Origin of the sequence: Pseudomonas sp. HMSC076A11, assembly GCF_001810205.1 — a bacterium.
Taxonomy (GTDB): domain Bacteria; phylum Pseudomonadota; class Gammaproteobacteria; order Pseudomonadales; family Pseudomonadaceae; genus Pseudomonas; species Pseudomonas aeruginosa.
In genome coordinates, this window is the sequence record NZ_KV800314.1 from 42,510 (window position 1) to 58,140 (window position 15,631).

Annotated in this window: 16 protein-coding genes and 2 tRNA genes; 16 read left to right on the forward strand and 2 right to left on the reverse strand. The window is 67.5% G+C overall.

Annotated features, from left to right (window positions below; all coding sequences use genetic code 11):
- The 5 genes from HMPREF2716_RS18560 to HMPREF2716_RS18580 all read left to right on the forward strand — a co-directional run.
- Nucleotides 1-397, forward strand: a 397-nt coding sequence (locus HMPREF2716_RS18560; RefSeq protein WP_177343803.1) for an SPOR domain-containing protein, incomplete at its 5' end; no start/stop codon positions are given.
- Between the two features lie 73 nt (nt 398-470).
- Nucleotides 471-1,013: a CvpA family protein gene (locus HMPREF2716_RS18565; protein WP_003113932.1), complete on the forward strand. Its 543-nt coding sequence runs from the start codon at nt 471-473 to the stop codon at nt 1,011-1,013.
- A gap of 221 nt (nt 1,014-1,234) precedes the next feature.
- Complete coding sequence (purF, locus tag HMPREF2716_RS18570) at nt 1,235-2,740, forward strand: amidophosphoribosyltransferase (protein ID WP_003091383.1); 1,506 nt, start codon at nt 1,235-1,237, stop codon at nt 2,738-2,740.
- A gap of 16 nt (nt 2,741-2,756) precedes the next feature.
- Entirely contained in the window at nt 2,757-3,968 is a 1,212-nt protein-coding gene (locus HMPREF2716_RS18575; RefSeq protein WP_003113933.1) for an O-succinylhomoserine sulfhydrylase, read from the forward strand.
- Nucleotides 3,965-4,732, forward strand: coding sequence for an SDR family oxidoreductase (locus HMPREF2716_RS18580; RefSeq protein WP_003103539.1), 768 nt, complete (start codon nt 3,965-3,967; stop codon nt 4,730-4,732). The genes HMPREF2716_RS18575 and HMPREF2716_RS18580 overlap by 4 nt, the downstream gene beginning before the upstream one ends.
- A gap of 86 nt (nt 4,733-4,818) precedes the next feature.
- On the opposite strand, the gene xcpQ is transcribed toward HMPREF2716_RS18580, so the two are convergent.
- Together xcpQ and xcpP are read right to left on the reverse strand one after the other, a co-directional pair.
- Nucleotides 4,819-6,795: a GspD family T2SS secretin variant XcpQ gene (gene xcpQ, locus HMPREF2716_RS18585; RefSeq protein ID WP_003103536.1), complete on the reverse strand. Its 1,977-nt coding sequence runs from the start codon at nt 6,793-6,795 to the stop codon at nt 4,819-4,821.
- A 4-nt stretch (nt 6,796-6,799) separates the two neighbouring features.
- Entirely contained in the window at nt 6,800-7,507 is a 708-nt protein-coding gene (gene xcpP, locus HMPREF2716_RS18590; RefSeq protein ID WP_003119750.1) for a type II secretion system protein N, read from the reverse strand.
- A gap of 219 nt (nt 7,508-7,726) precedes the next feature.
- Between xcpP and xcpR the strand changes: the two genes are divergently transcribed.
- From xcpR to HMPREF2716_RS18645, 11 genes are all read left to right on the forward strand, one after another.
- Nucleotides 7,727-9,235, forward strand: a complete 1,509-nt coding sequence (xcpR, locus tag HMPREF2716_RS18595; protein ID WP_019396144.1) for a GspE family T2SS ATPase variant XcpR — start codon at nt 7,727-7,729, stop codon at nt 9,233-9,235.
- The gene (gene xcpS / locus HMPREF2716_RS18600; RefSeq protein WP_019396145.1) at nt 9,235-10,452 is read left to right on the forward strand and encodes a GspF family T2SS innner membrane protein variant XcpS; all 1,218 of its coding nucleotides are present in this window, start codon (nt 9,235-9,237) and stop codon (nt 10,450-10,452) included. Before xcpR ends, xcpS begins: the two co-directional genes overlap by 1 nt.
- Before the next feature lie 4 nt (nt 10,453-10,456).
- On the forward strand, nt 10,457-10,903 hold the full coding sequence (gene xcpT / locus HMPREF2716_RS18605; protein ID WP_003119751.1) for a GspG family T2SS major pseudopilin variant XcpT: 447 nt from the start codon (nt 10,457-10,459) through the stop codon (nt 10,901-10,903).
- Nucleotides 10,904-10,909: 6 nt separating this feature from the next.
- Nucleotides 10,910-11,428: a GspH family T2SS minor pseudopilin variant XcpU gene (gene xcpU / locus HMPREF2716_RS18610; RefSeq protein ID WP_003103530.1), complete on the forward strand. Its 519-nt coding sequence runs from the start codon at nt 10,910-10,912 to the stop codon at nt 11,426-11,428.
- Nucleotides 11,425-11,814 (forward strand): GspI family T2SS minor pseudopilin variant XcpV, encoded by a 390-nt coding sequence (xcpV, locus tag HMPREF2716_RS18615; RefSeq protein WP_003103528.1) that lies wholly within the window; start codon nt 11,425-11,427, stop codon nt 11,812-11,814. The genes xcpU and xcpV overlap by 4 nt, the downstream gene beginning before the upstream one ends.
- The gene (gene xcpW, locus HMPREF2716_RS18620; protein ID WP_003091372.1) at nt 11,811-12,515 is read left to right on the forward strand and encodes a GspJ family T2SS minor pseudopilin variant XcpW; all 705 of its coding nucleotides are present in this window, start codon (nt 11,811-11,813) and stop codon (nt 12,513-12,515) included. Before xcpV ends, xcpW begins: the two co-directional genes overlap by 4 nt.
- Nucleotides 12,512-13,513 carry a GspK family T2SS minor pseudopilin variant XcpX gene (xcpX, locus tag HMPREF2716_RS18625; RefSeq protein ID WP_003103524.1) on the forward strand — a complete coding sequence of 334 codons (1,002 nt, stop codon included), beginning with the start codon at nt 12,512-12,514 and terminating at the stop codon, nt 13,511-13,513. Before xcpW ends, xcpX begins: the two co-directional genes overlap by 4 nt.
- Nucleotides 13,510-14,658, forward strand: coding sequence for a GspL family type II secretion system protein XcpY (gene xcpY, locus HMPREF2716_RS18630; RefSeq protein ID WP_003103522.1), 1,149 nt, complete (start codon nt 13,510-13,512; stop codon nt 14,656-14,658). Before xcpX ends, xcpY begins: the two co-directional genes overlap by 4 nt.
- 1 nt (nt 14,659) lies before the next feature.
- Nucleotides 14,660-15,184, forward strand: coding sequence for a GspM family type II secretion system protein XcpZ (gene xcpZ, locus HMPREF2716_RS18635; protein WP_070621978.1), 525 nt, complete (start codon nt 14,660-14,662; stop codon nt 15,182-15,184).
- Between the two features lie 138 nt (nt 15,185-15,322).
- A tRNA-Val gene (locus HMPREF2716_RS18640) sits at nt 15,323-15,398 on the forward strand.
- A gap of 16 nt (nt 15,399-15,414) precedes the next feature.
- A tRNA-Asp gene (locus HMPREF2716_RS18645) sits at nt 15,415-15,491 on the forward strand.
- The last annotated feature ends 140 nt before the right edge of the window (nt 15,492-15,631 follow it).

Below are 15,631 nucleotides of genomic sequence, written 5' to 3' on the forward strand. Positions count from 1 at the left end.
CGCTGGCGAACAGGTTGACCACGAAACGCCGGCCACCCAGCCGCCCGCCCAGGCCCAGGCCCAGGCGCCGGCCGCCAGCCTGCCGCCAAGCCAGCCGCAACCGCCCGCTGCGCCGCCGAGCCCGCCGCCCGCGGAGAAGCGCCTGGACGCCAACAACCTGCCGCAGAGCTGGTCGGTACAGCTTGCCAGCCTGTCCAACCGGGCGCGCGCCGAGGAATTGCAGAAGACCCTGCGCTCCCAGGGCTACAACGCCTACATCCGCAGCTTCGACGGGATGAACCGGGTCTTCGTCGGGCCGGTGATCCAGCGCGCCGAGGCGGATCGCCTGCGCGACCAGTTGAGCAAGCAGCAGAAGCTCAACGGCTTCGTCGTGCGCTTCCAGCCGGAACGCGGTTGACCGCGACCCGCGGCTTACCGTCGCGGGCGCGCTCTGCTAAAATGCAGCGCCTTTTCTGCTTGTGGGCTGCATAGTGGCATTTACCTGGGTCGATTGGACGATGGTCGCCATCATCGTCGTTTCCAGCCTGATCAGTCTGAGTCGCGGCTTCGTCAAGGAAGCCTTGTCCCTGCTTACCTGGATAGTCGCCGGCGCGGTGGCCTGGATGTTCGGCGGGGCGCTGGCGCAGCACCTGGGCGAGTACATCCAGACCCCCTCGGCCCGCATCATCGCAGCCTGCGCGCTGCTGTTCATCGCGACCCTGCTGCTCGGGGCGCTGGTCAACTACCTCATCGGCGAACTGATCCGGGTCACCGGCCTCTCCGGCACCGACCGCTTCCTCGGCATGGTCTTCGGCGGTGCGCGCGGCGTACTGCTGGTCGTGCTGCTGGTCGGCCTGCTCAGCCTGGCCCCGGTACAGCAGGACCCTTGGTGGCAGCAGTCGGTGCTGATGCCGCATTTCCTGATGGTTGCCGACTGGTCGAAGAACTTCATTCTCGGTTTCGCCGGCCAGTGGTTGCCGGCCGCGCCGATAACGCCGCCGAGCGGCATCGGCGGGCTGCTTCCCAGCCAGTGATTTTGGCGGGACACTGGCCGAGGCCGGGTCCCGCGGTTTTCCAGGGCGGCGCGTCGATGGCGCGGCGCCGGCGGCACAGGACGTGCCGCGAGCCAGTCGGCGGCGAAGGTCGCCGATTCGCGGGAGCCAGCGGCCCACAGGCCCTGGTCAGCTCGATGGTCCGGGACGGACCGATCGCGCTTCCCATCTTTCCAGCTTGAGCCAAGTAGGGGTTGCGTCACATGTGTGGCATCGTCGGTATCGTGGGCAAGTCGAACGTCAATCAGGCGCTGTATGACGCGCTCACCGTCCTCCAACATCGCGGCCAGGACGCTGCCGGTATCGTCACCTGCCATGACGATAAGCTGTACCTGCGCAAGGACAACGGCCTGGTCCGCGACGTCTTCCAGCAGCGCCACATGCAGCGCCTGATCGGCAGCGTCGGCATCGGCCATGTGCGTTACCCGACCGCCGGCAGCTCCAGCTCGGCGGAAGCGCAGCCGTTCTACGTCAACTCGCCCTACGGCATCACCCTGGCGCACAACGGCAACCTGACCAATGTCGAGCAGTTGGCCAAGGAAATCTACGAATCCGACCTGCGCCACGTGAACACCAACTCCGATTCGGAAGTGCTGCTCAACGTGTTCGCCCACGAGCTGGCGGTGCGCAACAAGCTGCAGCCCACCGAGGAGGACATCTTCGCCGCGGTTTCCTGCGTGCACGACCGTTGCGTCGGCGGCTACGCGGTGGTGGCGATGATCACCGGCCATGGCATCGTCGGTTTCCGCGACCCCAATGCGATCCGTCCGATCGTCTTCGGCCAGCGGCATACCGAGAATGGCGTCGAATACATGATCGCCTCCGAGAGCGTGGCCCTGGACGTACTCGGCTTCACCCTGATCCGCGACCTGGCGCCGGGCGAGGCGGTGTACATCACCGAGGAAGGCAAGCTCTATACCCGCCAGTGCGCGAAGGCGCCGAAGTACGCGCCGTGCATCTTCGAGCACGTCTACCTGGCGCGTCCGGATTCGATCATGGACGGCATCTCGGTGTACAAGGCGCGCCTGCGCATGGGCGAGAAGCTTGCCGACAAGATCCTCCGCGAGCGTCCCGACCACGACATCGACGTGGTCATCCCGATCCCGGACACCAGCCGCACCGCGGCGCTGGAACTGGCCAACCGGCTCGGCGTGAAGTTCCGCGAGGGCTTCGTCAAGAACCGCTACATCGGCCGCACCTTCATCATGCCCGGCCAGGCGGCGCGGAAGAAATCCGTGCGGCAGAAGCTCAACGCCATCGAGCTGGAGTTCCGCGGCAAGAACGTGATGCTGGTGGATGACTCCATCGTCCGCGGCACCACCTGCAAGCAGATCATCCAGATGGCCCGCGAGGCCGGGGCGAAGAACGTCTACTTCTGCTCCGCCGCGCCGGCCGTGCGCTACCCCAACGTCTACGGCATCGACATGCCGAGTGCGCACGAGCTGATCGCGCACAATCGCAGCACCGAGGACGTCAGCAAGCTGATCGGCGCCGACTGGCTGGTCTACCAGGACCTGCCCGACCTGATCGACGCGGTCGGCGGCGGCAAGATCAAGATCGATCACTTCGACTGCGCCGTGTTCGACGGCGAGTACGTGACCGGCGACGTCAACGAGGCCTACCTGAACCGGATCGAACAGGCGCGCAACGATGCGACCAAGGCCAAGAGCCAGGCGGTCAGCGCGATCATCGATCTGTACAACGACTGACAAAGGGGAGAGCGGCATGACTCAGGACTGGGATGCCGGGCGTCTCGACAGCGACCTGGAAGGCGCGGCCTTCGACACCCTGGCGGTTCGCGCCGGGCAACGGCGGACGCCGGAGGGCGAGCACGGCGAGGCGCTGTTCACCACTTCCAGCTACGTCTTCCGCACCGCCGCCGACGCGGCCGCGCGGTTCGCCGGCGAAGTGCCGGGCAACGTCTATTCGCGCTACACCAACCCCACGGTACGCACCTTCGAGGAGCGCATCGCCGCCCTCGAAGGAGCCGAGCAGGCGGTGGCCACGGCGTCGGGCATGTCGGCGATCCTCGCCCTGGTGATGAGCCTGTGCAGCTCCGGCGACCACGTGCTGGTCTCGCGCAGCGTGTTCGGCTCGACCATCAGCCTGTTCGACAAGTACTTCAAGCGCTTCGGTATCCAGGTCGACTATCCGCCGTTGAGCGATCTCGCGGCCTGGGAGGCGGCGTGCAAGCCGAATACCAAGCTGTTCTTCGTCGAGTCGCCATCCAACCCGCTGGCCGAGCTGGTGGATATCGCCGCGCTGGCCGAGATCGCCCACGCCAAGGGTGCGCTGCTGGCGGTGGACAACTGCTTCTGCACGCCGGCCCTGCAACAGCCGCTGAAGCTCGGTGCGGACGTGGTGATCCACTCCGCGACCAAGTACATCGACGGCCAGGGCCGGGGCATGGGCGGGGTGGTCGCCGGTCGCGGCGAGCAGATGAAGGAAGTGGTCGGCTTCCTCCGCACCGCCGGACCGACCCTCAGCCCGTTCAACGCCTGGCTGTTCCTCAAGGGCCTGGAAACCCTGCGTATCCGCATGCAGGCGCACAGCGCCAGTGCCCTGGCCCTGGCCGAATGGCTGGAGCGCCAGCCGGGCATCGAGCGGGTCTACTACGCGGGCCTGCCGAGCCATCCTCAGCATGAGTTGGCCCGGCGCCAGCAGAGCGGCTTCGGCGCGGTCGTCAGCTTCGACGTGAAGGGCGGGCGCGATGCCGCCTGGCGCTTCATCGACGCTACCCGGATGGTCTCGATCACCACCAACCTGGGCGACACCAAGACCACCATCGCCCACCCGGCGACCACCTCCCACGGTCGACTGTCCCCCGAGGACCGCGCGCGCGCCGGGATCGGCGACAGCCTGATCCGGGTCGCGGTCGGCCTGGAAGACCTCGACGACCTCAAGGCCGACATGGCTCGGGGGCTGGCTGCGCTGTGATCGAACCCAACCTGCGAGGCAACGGCAAGGTCGCCCTGGTCACCGGGGCGGCCCGGGGCATTGGCCTGGGCATCAGTGCCTGGCTGATCGCCGAGGGCTGGCAGGTAGTGCTTGCCGACAACGACCGTGAACGCGGGGCCAGGGTGGCCGAGGCGCTGGGCGAGCACGCCTGGTTCGTGGCCATGGACGTGGCCCAGGAGGGCCAGGTGGCGATGAGCGTGGCCGAGGTGCTCGGTCAGTTCGGCCGCCTCGACGGCCTGGTCTGCAACGCCGCCATCGCCAATCCGCGCAATACGCCGCTGGAGGCGCTGAGTCTCGGCGAGTGGACCCGGACCCTGGCGGTCAACCTGACCGGTCCGATGCTGCTGGCCAAGTACTGCACGCCTTATCTGCGCGCGCACAATGGCGCCATCGTCAACATCGCCTCGACTCGTGCCCACCAGTCGGAGCCTGACTCCGAGGCCTACGCCGCGAGCAAGGGCGGGTTGCTGGCGCTGACCCATGCCCTGGCCGCCAGCCTGGGCCCGGATATCCGTGTCAATGCGCTCAGCCCCGGCTGGATCGATACCCGCGAGGCCGCCGAGCGCGAGGCTGCGCCGCTGACCGAGCTGGACCACGACCAGCACCTGGTCGGCCGGGTCGGAACGGTGGAGGATGTCGCGTCGCTGGTGGCTTGGCTGCTCTCCGAGGACGCCGGTTTCGTCACCGGCCAGGAATTCCTGGTCGATGGCGGCATGACCCGGAAAATGATCTACCTCGACTGAGTTGGTGGGGAGATGCGGAAAAGGCGCTGTTCCGAAAGGAGCAGCGCCTTTTTTTCGTATGAGGCCGCCTTGCCGGTATGGCGCCGTTATTCCGTCTTCAGTTCGCGCAGATCGACGGCCTGTCCATCGAACAACTGGTTGGCGTTGGTCGGCAGGATGCTGGGTCGTCCCTCCGGGCCGCGAGTGCCGTCGATGACCCGGATGTCGCTGTATTTCTTGCCCGAGAGCGCGGCGAGACCGGCGCTGTCGCGGACCACCGTAGGACGCAGGAAGACCATCAGGTTGCGCTTGGTGTGGGTGTCCTTGGTGGAACGGAACAGGCGACCGAGCAATGGGATGTCCCCGAGCAGGGGAACCTTCGACTCGGCTTGGGAAACGTCGTCCTGGATCAGGCCGCCGATCACGATCACTTGGCCGTTCTCGGCGAGGATGGTGCTCTTGATCGAGCGCTTGCTGGTGATCAGGTCGGTATTGTTGCGCTGCTGGGCGTTGGGCAGCAGGGCCGAGATCTCCTGCTCGATCTCCAGGCGCAGGGCCGCGCCGTCGTTGATGTGCGGAGTGACCTTGAGGCTGACGCCGATATCCTTGCGCTCCACGGTGGTGAACGGGTTGCTCGAACCTTCGCTGTTGGTGGTGTAGGAGCCGGTCTGGAACGGTACGTTCTGGCCGACCAGAATCTCCGCTTTCTGGTTGTCCAGGGTCAACAGGCTCGGGGTCGACAGCAGGTTGCTCTTGGTGTTGGCCGAGAGCGCGGTGACCAGCGCGCCGAAGCTGCTGCTGCCGATGCCGACGATGGCGCCGTCGGGGATGGATTCCGGTGCCTTGTTGCTCTCGAGCGATTGCAGCAGGGTGCCGATGGACAGTCCGGTATTGGCGAAGTTGGTCTTGGTTCCGCCCATGCCGCCCTTGTTGATCGCCCATTGCACGCCGACGGCATCCTGGATGTCGCCGGAGATCTCGACGATGGCCGCTTCCACCAATACCTGGGCACGCGGCACGTCGAGCTGGCGAACGATGTCTTCGAGAGCGTTGACCGTGTCCGGGTCGGCCAGCAGGACCAGGGCGTTGGTGCTTTCGTCGGCACGGATGAGGATGTTGCTCGGTCGGCCGCCGCCGGTCTGTTCGCCGCCCTGGCCGCCATTGTTCTTCATGCCTTCGGAAATCTGGCCGAGGGTTTCCGCGAGGGTCTTGGCGTCGTTGTGGCGCAGGCGGATCACCCGGGTGTTGGCTGAGCGCGCGGTCGGGGTGTCCAGCGATTGCGCCAGTTGCACCAGCTTGGCGCGCGCCTGCGGCGGGCCGAGGATGATCAGGCGGTTGGTGCGCGCGTCGGCGATCACCTGGGCGCCCGCCGCGCCCTTGGCCTGGCCGCGGCTCATGGCGTTGTTGAGCACCTCGGCGGCGTCCATCACCCAGCCGTAGCGCAGGTTGATCACGCTGTAGTCGTGGCTGCCCTTCTGGTCGAGCTGGCGGATCACGTCTTCTATTCGCGCGATATTGGCGCTGCGGTCGCTGATGATCAGCGCGTTGGCCGAGGGCACCGCGGCGAGGTGGCCATATTGTGGGACCAGCGGACGGATCAGCGGGATGAGTTCCGATACCGGGCTCTGCTGCACCTGGATCACCCGCGTCTCCAGGCGATCCGGCGCGCTCTGGCCGCCGCCGGCCTCGGTCTTGGCCTCGGCGTTGGGCACGATGCGCGCCTGGTCGCCCTGGGCAACCACGGTGAAGCCGTGGGTGCTCATCACCGAGAGGAACAACTGGTAGACCTCGCTCAACGAGAGCTGGGCCTTGGAGACCACGCTGACCTGGCCCTTGACCCGCGGGTCGACGACGAAGGTCTCGCCGGTGATTTCGGAAATCTGGTCGATGAATTCGCGGATGTCGGCATCCTTGAGGTTGATCGTCCAGTGCGCCTCCTGCTGGTTGCCGGCCGGGACGAAGGCGTTCCCGCCGCTGTTTTCGGCGTGCGCCGCCTGGATGCCGAGGGCCAGGCTGAGAAGGACGGCGGGAACGTACGAACGACTGGAAGGGGCAAACAGGGCGCGGAGCAAAGGCTGGGACATCGGGTCAGTCGCTTTCCGTAGGCGTGGTCGTGGGCTCGCTCGAGTCTTCTTCGGCGGGTTCTGCGATGGGCGTGGCTTCCATCTGCTGGCGCAAGGCGTCCAGGCGCTCGCGCAATGCTGCAGCGTTCTCATCCTGCAGGCTTTGCAGTTGTTCGATCGAGTCGTTCTCGCTTGTAATGTCGTCCGCGCTGGCCAGCAGTCCCCCGGAACGGTGCGGGAAGGGCAGGCTTTCCAGGCGCCCGCCGCGCTGCAGTTCGACGCGGTCGCGGTAGACCGCGTGCAGCTTCACGCCGTCGCTGATCTCGCCGCCGACCGCGTAGCGGTGCGGCTTGTCGCCCTGGCGCTGGATGATCGCGCTGGACAGCTTGGGATCGCTCTGGACGAAGCTGCCCTTGAGCACCAGGTCGAGGTTGGTGGCCGGTGGCGGGGCGTTGGGGTCCTGGGCGCTGGTGCCGAAGAGGCGCGCCAGGCGGGTCGGATCGCTGCGGATCGACTCGTGGCTGACCGGCGAGGCGGCGACGGCTACCGGGCTGCGTTGCAGGCGCAACCAGCCGGCCGCCTGCCAGGCGAGGCTGATGCTCATGGCGATGATCAGGGCAACAGCCAGAAGGGCCGGGGCGTACCGCTGCAGCCAGCGGGAAGAGGCGCCGGAGAAAGGCAATACATCACTCCTGGTCTTTATCGTTATGTCTGAAGATCGCCGAGGGATCATAGCAGTTCGTTGCCAGTAGGCTACCTACTTCTATCAATAGGTGTGACTGGCCGGGCCAGGCACGCTTGTGCTTAAGATAACGGCTCGCCAGGATACTTCTGCAAGAGGAACTCGGGATCGGCCGCACAAAACGACTAACAACTAACAATACTGACGGTAACCGTTCAGTGGTCATATACGACCAAGATACTTCTGTAAGGTTACCGCTATAAGGCATCCATGATGACAGCCCCATTACCCGACATCGCCGCGCCGGCCGCACCGCCACGGCGTCTGCCGTTCAGCTTCGCCAAGCGCCAGGGCCTGCTGTTCCTGTGCCTGGAGGAGCAGTACTGGCTGGCCTGCCGGCCGCAGGTGGAGCTGGCGGCGATCGCCGAGGCGCAGCGCTTCGCCGGCCGCCGCCTGCCGCTCAAGGCACTCGGCGAGGACGCCTTCAACCAGGCCCTGGCGGCCTCCTACCAGCACGATTCCTCGGCGGCCATGCAGCTCGCCGAGGACCTCGGCGGCAGCCTGGACCTCGCCGCGCTGGCCGACCAGGTCCCGGAAACCGAGGACCTGATGGAGCAGGAGGACGACGCGCCGATCATTCGCCTGATCAACGCGATCCTCGGCGAGGCGATCCGCGAGAACGCCTCGGACATCCACCTGGAAACCTTCGAGAAGCGCCTGGTGGTGCGCTTCCGCGTCGACGGCGTGCTGCGCGAGGTGCTGGAGCCCAAGCGCGAGCTGGCGGCCCTGCTGGTATCGCGGATCAAGGTCATGGCGCGGCTGGACATCGCCGAGAAGCGTATTCCCCAGGATGGGCGGATTTCCCTGCGGGTCGGCGGGCGCGAGGTGGACATCCGCGTCTCGACCCTGCCCTCGGCCAACGGCGAACGGGTGGTGCTGCGTCTGCTCGACAAGCAGGCCGGGCGCCTGAACCTGCAGCACCTGGGCATGAGCGAGCGCGACCGCAAGCTGATGGACGAAACGGTGCGCAAGCCGCACGGCATCCTGCTGGTCACCGGCCCCACCGGCTCGGGCAAGACTACCACCCTGTACGCCAGCCTGACCACGCTCAACGACCGCACGCGGAACATCCTCACCGTCGAGGATCCGATCGAATATCACCTGGAGGGCATCGGCCAGACCCAGGTCAACGCCAAGGTCGACATGACCTTCGCCCGCGGCCTGCGGGCGATCCTCCGGCAGGACCCGGACGTGGTGATGGTCGGCGAGATCCGCGACCGGGAGACCGCCGAGATCGCGGTGCAGGCTTCGCTGACCGGCCACCTGGTGCTCTCGACCCTGCACACCAACAGCGCCATCGGCGCGATCACCCGCCTGGTGGACATGGGCATCGAGCCGTTCCTGCTGTCCTCCTCCATGCTTGGCGTGCTGGCCCAGCGCCTGGTGCGGGTGCTCTGCCCGGCGTGCAAGGAGCCCTACCGCGCCGACGAGGCCGAGTGCGCGCTGCTCGGCGTCGATCCCACCGCGCCGCCGACCCTGCATCGCGCCCGCGGCTGCGGCGAGTGCCACCAGCATGGCTATCGCGGGCGTACCGGTATCTATGAGCTGGTGGTGTTCGACGACCACATGCGCTCGCTGATCCACAACGAATCCTCCGAGCAGGAAATGACCCGGCATGCCCGCACCAGCGGACCGAGCATCCGCGACGACGGTCGGCGCAAGGTGCTGGAAGGCGTCACCACGGTCGAGGAAGTCCTGCGCGTGACCCGGGAAGAATAATGGCCGCCTTCGAATACCTCGCCCTCGACCCCAGCGGTCGCCAGCAGAAGGGCGTGCTGGAGGCGGACAGCGCGCGCCAGGTCCGCCAGTTGCTGCGCGAGCGCCAATTGGCGCCGCTCGACGTGAAGCCCACCCGTACCCGCGAGCAGAGCGGGCAGGGCGGGCGCCTGACGTTCGCCCGTGGACTGTCCGCGCGCGACCTGGCATTGGTGACCCGGCAACTGGCGACCCTGGTCCAGGCCGCGTTGCCGATCGAGGAGGCGCTGCGCGCCGCCGCGGCGCAGTCCACCTCGCAGCGCATCCAGTCGATGCTTCTCGCGGTGCGCGCCAAGGTCCTCGAAGGCCATAGCCTGGCCGGCAGCCTGCGCGAGTTTCCCACCGCCTTTCCCGATCTGTACCGGGCGACTGTAGCTGCCGGCGAGCATGCCGGGCACCTCGGCCCGGTGCTGGAGCAACTTGCCGACTACACCGAGCAGCGCCAGCAGTCGCGGCAGAAGATCCAGCTGGCGCTGCTCTATCCGGTGATCCTGATGGTCGCTTCGCTGGCCATCGTCGGCTTCCTGCTGGGCTACGTGGTGCCCGACGTGGTCCGGGTGTTCATCGACAGCGGGCAGACCCTGCCGCTGTTGACCCGCGTGCTGATCGGCGTCAGCGACTGGGTCAAGGCCTGGGGCGCGCTGGCCTTCGTCGCGGCGATCGGCGGGGTGATCGGCTTCCGCTACGCGCTGCGCAAGGATGCCTTTCGCGAGCGCTGGCATGGCTTCCTGCTGCGCGTGCCGCTGGTCGGTCGGCTGGTGCGTTCCACCGACACCGCGCGCTTCGCCTCGACCCTGGCGATCCTCACCCGCAGCGGCGTGCCGCTGGTGGAGGCGCTGGCGATCGCCGCCGAGGTGATCGCCAACCGGATCATCCGCAACGAAGTGGTCAAGGCCGCGCAGAAGGTCCGCGAGGGCGCCAGCCTGACCCGCTCGCTGGAAGCCACCGGGCAGTTTCCGCCGATGATGCTGCACATGATCGCCAGCGGCGAGCGCTCCGGCGAGCTGGACCAGATGCTGGCGCGCACCGCGCGCAACCAGGAGAACGACCTGGCGGCGCAGATCGGCCTGATGGTCGGCCTGTTCGAACCGTTCATGCTGATATTCATGGGCGCGGTGGTGCTGGTCATCGTCCTGGCCATTCTTCTTCCGATCCTTTCTCTCAACCAACTCGTGGGGTAATCGCGTGAATCAGAGCCGCCCATTGCAGCGTCGCCAACAGTCGGGCTTCACCCTGATCGAAATCATGGTCGTGGTGGTCATCCTCGGCATCCTCGCCGCCCTGGTGGTGCCGCAGGTAATGAGCCGTCCCGACCAGGCCAAGGTCACCGTGGCCAAGGGCGACATCAAGGCCATCGCTGCCGCGCTGGACATGTACAAGCTGGACAACTTCGCCTATCCGAGCACCCAGCAGGGCCTCGAGGCGCTGGTGAAGAAGCCCACCGGCAATCCGCAGCCGAAGAACTGGAACAAGGACGGCTACCTGAAGAAGCTGCCGGTCGATCCGTGGGGCAATCCCTACCAGTACCTGGCGCCGGGCACCAAGGGCCCGTTCGACCTGTATTCGCTGGGCGCCGACGGCAAGGAAGGCGGCAGCGACAACGACGCCGACATCGGTAACTGGGACAACTGACCGGACATGCGGGCTTCGCGCGGCTTCACCCTCATCGAGCTGATGGTGGTGATGGTCATCATCAGCGTACTGATCGGCCTGGCGGTGCTCAGCACCGGCTTCGCCAGCACCTCGCGGGAGCTGGACAGCGAGGCCGAGCGGCTCGCCGGGCTGATCGGCGTGCTGACCGACGAGGCCGTGCTGGACAACCGCGAGTACGGCCTGCGCCTGGAGCGCGATGCCTACCAGGTACTGCGCTACGACGAAGCGAAGGCGCGCTGGTTGCCGGTGGCGCGCGACAGCCACCGCCTGCCGGAGTGGGCGGAGCTGACCTTCGAGCTGGACGGCCAGCCGCTGGTGCTGGCTGGCAGCAAGGGCGAGAAGGAGCAGAAGAAAGGCACCGACCAGCCGCAATTGCTGATCCTCTCCAGTGGCGAACTCAGTCCGTTCCGCCTGCGCCTGGCCGAGCGCGGACCCGAGGGGCGGGCGTTGTCGCTGAGCAGCGACGGTTTCCGCCTGCCACGGGTCGAGGTGGCGCGGCGATGAAGCGCGCGCGTGGTTTCACCCTGCTGGAAGTGCTGGTGGCCCTGGCGATCTTCGCCATGGTCGCGGCCAGCGTGCTCAGTGCCAGCGCGCGCAGCCTGCAGAACGCCTCGCGGCTGGAAGACAAGACCCTGGCGATGTGGATCGCCGACAACCGTCTCAACGAATTGCAACTGGAACAGACGCCGCCCTCCAGCGGCCGCAACCAGGGCGAGCTGGAGTTCGCCGGGCGCCGCTGGGAGTGGCGCACCCAGGTCGACAGCACCGCCGAGCAGGATATGCGGCGGGTGATCGTCTGGGTCGCGGCGAAGCCCCTTGGCCGCGAGCGTGGCAGCATCGAGGAACGCGCCGCGGCGCGCCTCGTCGGTTTCCTCGGGAGCCAGCCATGAGGCTACAGCGGGGCTTCACCCTGCTCGAGCTGCTGATCGCCATCGCCATCTTCGCCCTGCTGGCCCTGGCCACCTACCGCATGTTCGACAGCGTGATGCAGACCGACCAGGCGACTCGCGTGCAGGAGCAGCGCATGCGCGAGCTGGTGCGGGCGATGGGCGCGCTGGAGCGCGACCTGACCCAGGCGGTCGAACGTCCGGTACGCGACGAACTGGGCGATAACCGTGGCGCCTTCCTCAGCGAGGGCGAGAACGACCAGATCGTCGAATTCACCCGTGGCGGCTGGCGCAACCCGCTCGGTCAGGCGCGCTCGCGCCTGCAGCGGGTGCGCTGGTCGCTGTCCGGGGAGACCCTCGAACGCCGCTACTGGCTGGTTCTGGACCGCGCCCAGGACAGCAAGCCACGGGTGCAGCAGGTGCTGGACGGGGTTACCGCGCTGAGCTGGCGCTTCCTCGACAAGGAGCACAACTGGCAGGGCCACTGGCCGACCGACGAAGGCAGCGAGGAGGAGCGCCTGGAAAGCCTGCCGCTGGCGGTGGAGATGACCCTGGAGCACCGCCACTACGGCAAGCTGGTGCGCGTCTGGCGTCTGCTCGATCCGCCGCTCAAGCAGGACCAGCCGCAGGGCCAGCCGGGCGGCGAGAATGGCGAGGGCGGAGTGCCGCAGCCGCCGGAAGGCATGCCGGGGGCGCCGGAATGAGGCGCGGGCAGAACGGCGTCGCGCTGATCACCGTGCTGCTGGTGGTGGCGGTGGTGACCATCGTCTGCGCCGGGCTGATCATCCGCCAGCAGTTGGCGATACGCAGCAGCGCCAACCAGTTGCACGTGCGCCAGGCCTGGCACTATGCGCTGGGCGGCGAACGCCTGGCGGAAGCGGTGCTGCGCCGCGACCTGCGCCAGGGCGGCGAGAATACCCGCGAGCCGGTGGACCACCTGGGCGAGGCCTGGGCGCGACCGATGACGCCGTTCAAGCTGGACGACGGCGGCGAGCTGCGGGTGCGGATCGAGGACCCCAGCGGGCGTTTCAACCTCAACGGACTGGTGCGCAAGCGCAAGGTCAAGCCGGACTCGGTGAAGCAGTTCCGTCGCCTGCTGGCCACCCTGGGGATGAAGGAAGAGATCGTCCAGGGCTTGCCGGACCGGCTGGCCGACTGGCTCGACGCCGACCAGAATCCGCAGGGCGAGCAAGGCGCCGAGGACAACCAGTACCTGCTGGAAGCGCCGGCGTACCGCGCCGCCAACCGCAGTTTCAAGGACGTGTCCGAGCTGCGCCTGCTGAAATTGTCGGAAGCCGACTATCGACGCCTGCTGCCGTTCGTCAGCGCCTTGCCCGAAGATGCGCCGCTGAACGTGAACACTGCCAGCGTGCCGGTGCTGGCCGCCATGTTCGAGATCGATCCGGGACAGGCGGAAAACATCGTGGACGCCCGCGGTCGGGAAGGTTTCCAGAGCAAGGACGATTTCACCAAGCATCTGACCCAGTTGGGTTCGAAGACCGGAAACGTCAGTTATGCCGTCGGCACCCGCTACTTCCAGGTGATCAGCGAGGTCAGCCTGGGCGACCGCCGGCAGGTGCTGGTGAGTACCTTGCAGCGGGGCAAGGACGGCAAGATACGCGTGATGGCCCGCGACATGGGGCAGGGCGGCCTGCCCATCCCGTCGACGGGCGGCGACGATTGGAAGAAGGACGAGCGATGAGTGGAGTGAGTGCGCTGTTCCTGCCGCCCGCCAGCACGGCGGGGGCCGATGGGGAACTGGCGGTATGGTGGGTGCAGGATGGCGAGTGCCGGCGCGCGCCGTTCGCCCAGGCGCTGGCGGAGATCCGCGCGCCCTGGCGGCTGTACCTGCCGGTGGAGGCGGTGACCGCCTGCGCGGTGAACCTGCCTACACAGAAGGCGCGCTGGTTGCGCCAGTCGCTGCCGTTTGCGGTGGAGGAACAACTGGCCGACGATGTCGAGCAGATGCACCTTGCCCTTGGTCCGGCGCTGGCCGACGGCCGCCACCGGGTATTCGCCGTGCAGCGCACCTGGCTCGCCGCCTGGCTGGCGCTGGCCGAGGGCGCGGGCAAGGCACCGGCTTCGCTGCATGTCGATGCCGATTGCCTGCCGGGCGAGGGCAGTTGCCTGTTCTGGCTGGAAGAGCGCTGGTTGCTCGGCGGCAGCGGCGCCGTACGCCTGGCCTGCGGCAGCGAGGATTGGCCGGTACTGCGCGACAGTTGCCCGCCGCCGCAGCGGGCCTTCGCCGCGCAGGAGGTGGCGCCCCTGGAGGGGGTGGAAGTCCAGGCCCTGGCGGGCAATCCGCACGTCTGGCTGAGCGAGCAGCCGCTGGGCACCGACCTGGCCCAGGCCGAGTTCGCCGCGCGCCAGCAGAGCAGCCAGTGGCGCCGCTGGCGGCCGCTGCTGGGGTTGGTCGGGCTGTGGCTGGTATTGCAATGGGGCTTCACCCTGGTCCAGGCCTGGCAGTTGCAGCGCGAAGGCGACCGCTACGCGGCGCAGAGCGCAGAACTCTACCGCCAGTTGTTTCCCGAGGACCGCAAGCTGATCAACCTGCGCGCGCAGTTCGACCAGCACCTGGCCGACAGCGCCAGCAGCGGCGGCGAGGGCCAGTTGCTCGGCCTGCTTGGCCAGGCCGCCACGGTGATCGGCGGCGAGCCGACGGTGAGCGTCGAGCAACTGGACTTCAGCGCCGCTCGCGGCGACGTCGCCCTCCAGGTGCGGGCTCCCGGTTTCGACGTGCTGGAACGGCTGCGTTCGCGTCTCAGCGAGTCCGGGCTGGCGGTGCAGCTGGGTTCGGCCAGCCGCGATGGCTCGACGGTCAGCGCGCGCCTGGTGATAGGAGGTTGAGATGAAGGTGATGACGCAATTCCACGAGCGCCTCAGGGCCCAGGCGGAAACCTCGCAGCTGGCGATCCGCTGGCGCGGGCTGCCGGCGCGGGACCGCCTGGCGCTGCTCTGGCTCGGCGCGTTCCTCCTGCTGGTGATGCTCTACCTGGCGCTGTGGCGCCCGGCCGAGCGCCATTTGCAGTCGGCGCGGCAGTACTTCACCGAACAGCGCGCGCTGCATGCCTACATCCAGCAGCAGGCGCCCAACGTGCGCCAGGCCGATGCCGCGGCGCCGCAGGCGCAGATCGACCCGGCGGCGCTGCAGGGCATGGTCACGGCTTCGGCGGCCCAGGCCGGACTGAGTGTCGAGCGCCTCGACAACGAAGGCGAGGGCGCCGTGCAGGTGGCCCTGCAGCCGGCGCCATTCGCCAAGCTGCTGCCCTGGCTGGAGCAGTTGAACGGGCAGGGCGTGCAGGTGGTGGAGGCCGGCCTGGACCGCCAGGTCGACGGCCGGGTCTCGGCGCGCCTGAGCCTGCGGGTCGAGTGAGCGGCCCGTGGCTGGGCCCGGCCTGGGCCCCGGCGCCGACCGTGGCGACAGGCGATCGCCGAAATTTCAAAAAAAATTCAATCAGGGCATTGACTTAGGTTTTTCGGTCGGTAGAATGCGCCCCACTTCGAGAGTGAAGGGTGATTAGCTCAGCTGGGAGAGCATCTGCCTTACAAGCAGAGGGTCGGCGGTTCGATCCCGTCATCACCCACCAATCTCGCAAGTTACGCGCAGCGGTAGTTCAGTCGGTTAGAATACCGGCCTGTCACGCCGGGGGTCGCGGGTTCGAGTCCCGTCCGCTGCGCCATTCACTTCCCCTCCCGAGTTCACCACCCCGAACTCGCCGTCTTCCACTAGAAGGCGGGCAGCCTGGCTGCAACGAGAGGAAGTCGCTTTACCGGGCATCTTGCCCAGCCGACGCGCAGCGGTAGTTCAGTCGGTTAGAAT

What these genes read in the sequence shown, in the direction of transcription:
- purF (WP_003091383.1), top strand. Translation starts at nt 1,235, where the DNA reads ATGTGTGGCATCGTCGGTATCGTGGGCAAGTCGAACGTCAATCAGGCG.
- HMPREF2716_RS18575 (WP_003113933.1), top strand. Translation starts at nt 2,757, where the DNA reads ATGACTCAGGACTGGGATGCCGGGCGTCTCGACAGCGACCTGGAAGGC.
- xcpQ (WP_003103536.1), bottom strand. Translation starts at nt 6,795, where the DNA reads ATGTCCCAGCCTTTGCTCCGCGCCCTGTTTGCCCCTTCCAGTCGTTCG.
- xcpP (WP_003119750.1), bottom strand. Translation starts at nt 7,507, where the DNA reads ATGATCCCTCGGCGATCTTCAGACATAACGATAAAGACCAGGAGTGAT.
- xcpR (WP_019396144.1), top strand. Translation starts at nt 7,727, where the DNA reads ATGATGACAGCCCCATTACCCGACATCGCCGCGCCGGCCGCACCGCCA.
- xcpS (WP_019396145.1), top strand. Translation starts at nt 9,235, where the DNA reads ATGGCCGCCTTCGAATACCTCGCCCTCGACCCCAGCGGTCGCCAGCAG.
- xcpU (WP_003103530.1), top strand. Translation starts at nt 10,910, where the DNA reads ATGCGGGCTTCGCGCGGCTTCACCCTCATCGAGCTGATGGTGGTGATG.
- xcpV (WP_003103528.1), top strand. Translation starts at nt 11,425, where the DNA reads ATGAAGCGCGCGCGTGGTTTCACCCTGCTGGAAGTGCTGGTGGCCCTG.
- xcpW (WP_003091372.1), top strand. Translation starts at nt 11,811, where the DNA reads ATGAGGCTACAGCGGGGCTTCACCCTGCTCGAGCTGCTGATCGCCATC.
- xcpX (WP_003103524.1), top strand. Translation starts at nt 12,512, where the DNA reads ATGAGGCGCGGGCAGAACGGCGTCGCGCTGATCACCGTGCTGCTGGTG.
- xcpY (WP_003103522.1), top strand. Translation starts at nt 13,510, where the DNA reads ATGAGTGGAGTGAGTGCGCTGTTCCTGCCGCCCGCCAGCACGGCGGGG.
- xcpZ (WP_070621978.1), top strand. Translation starts at nt 14,660, where the DNA reads ATGAAGGTGATGACGCAATTCCACGAGCGCCTCAGGGCCCAGGCGGAA.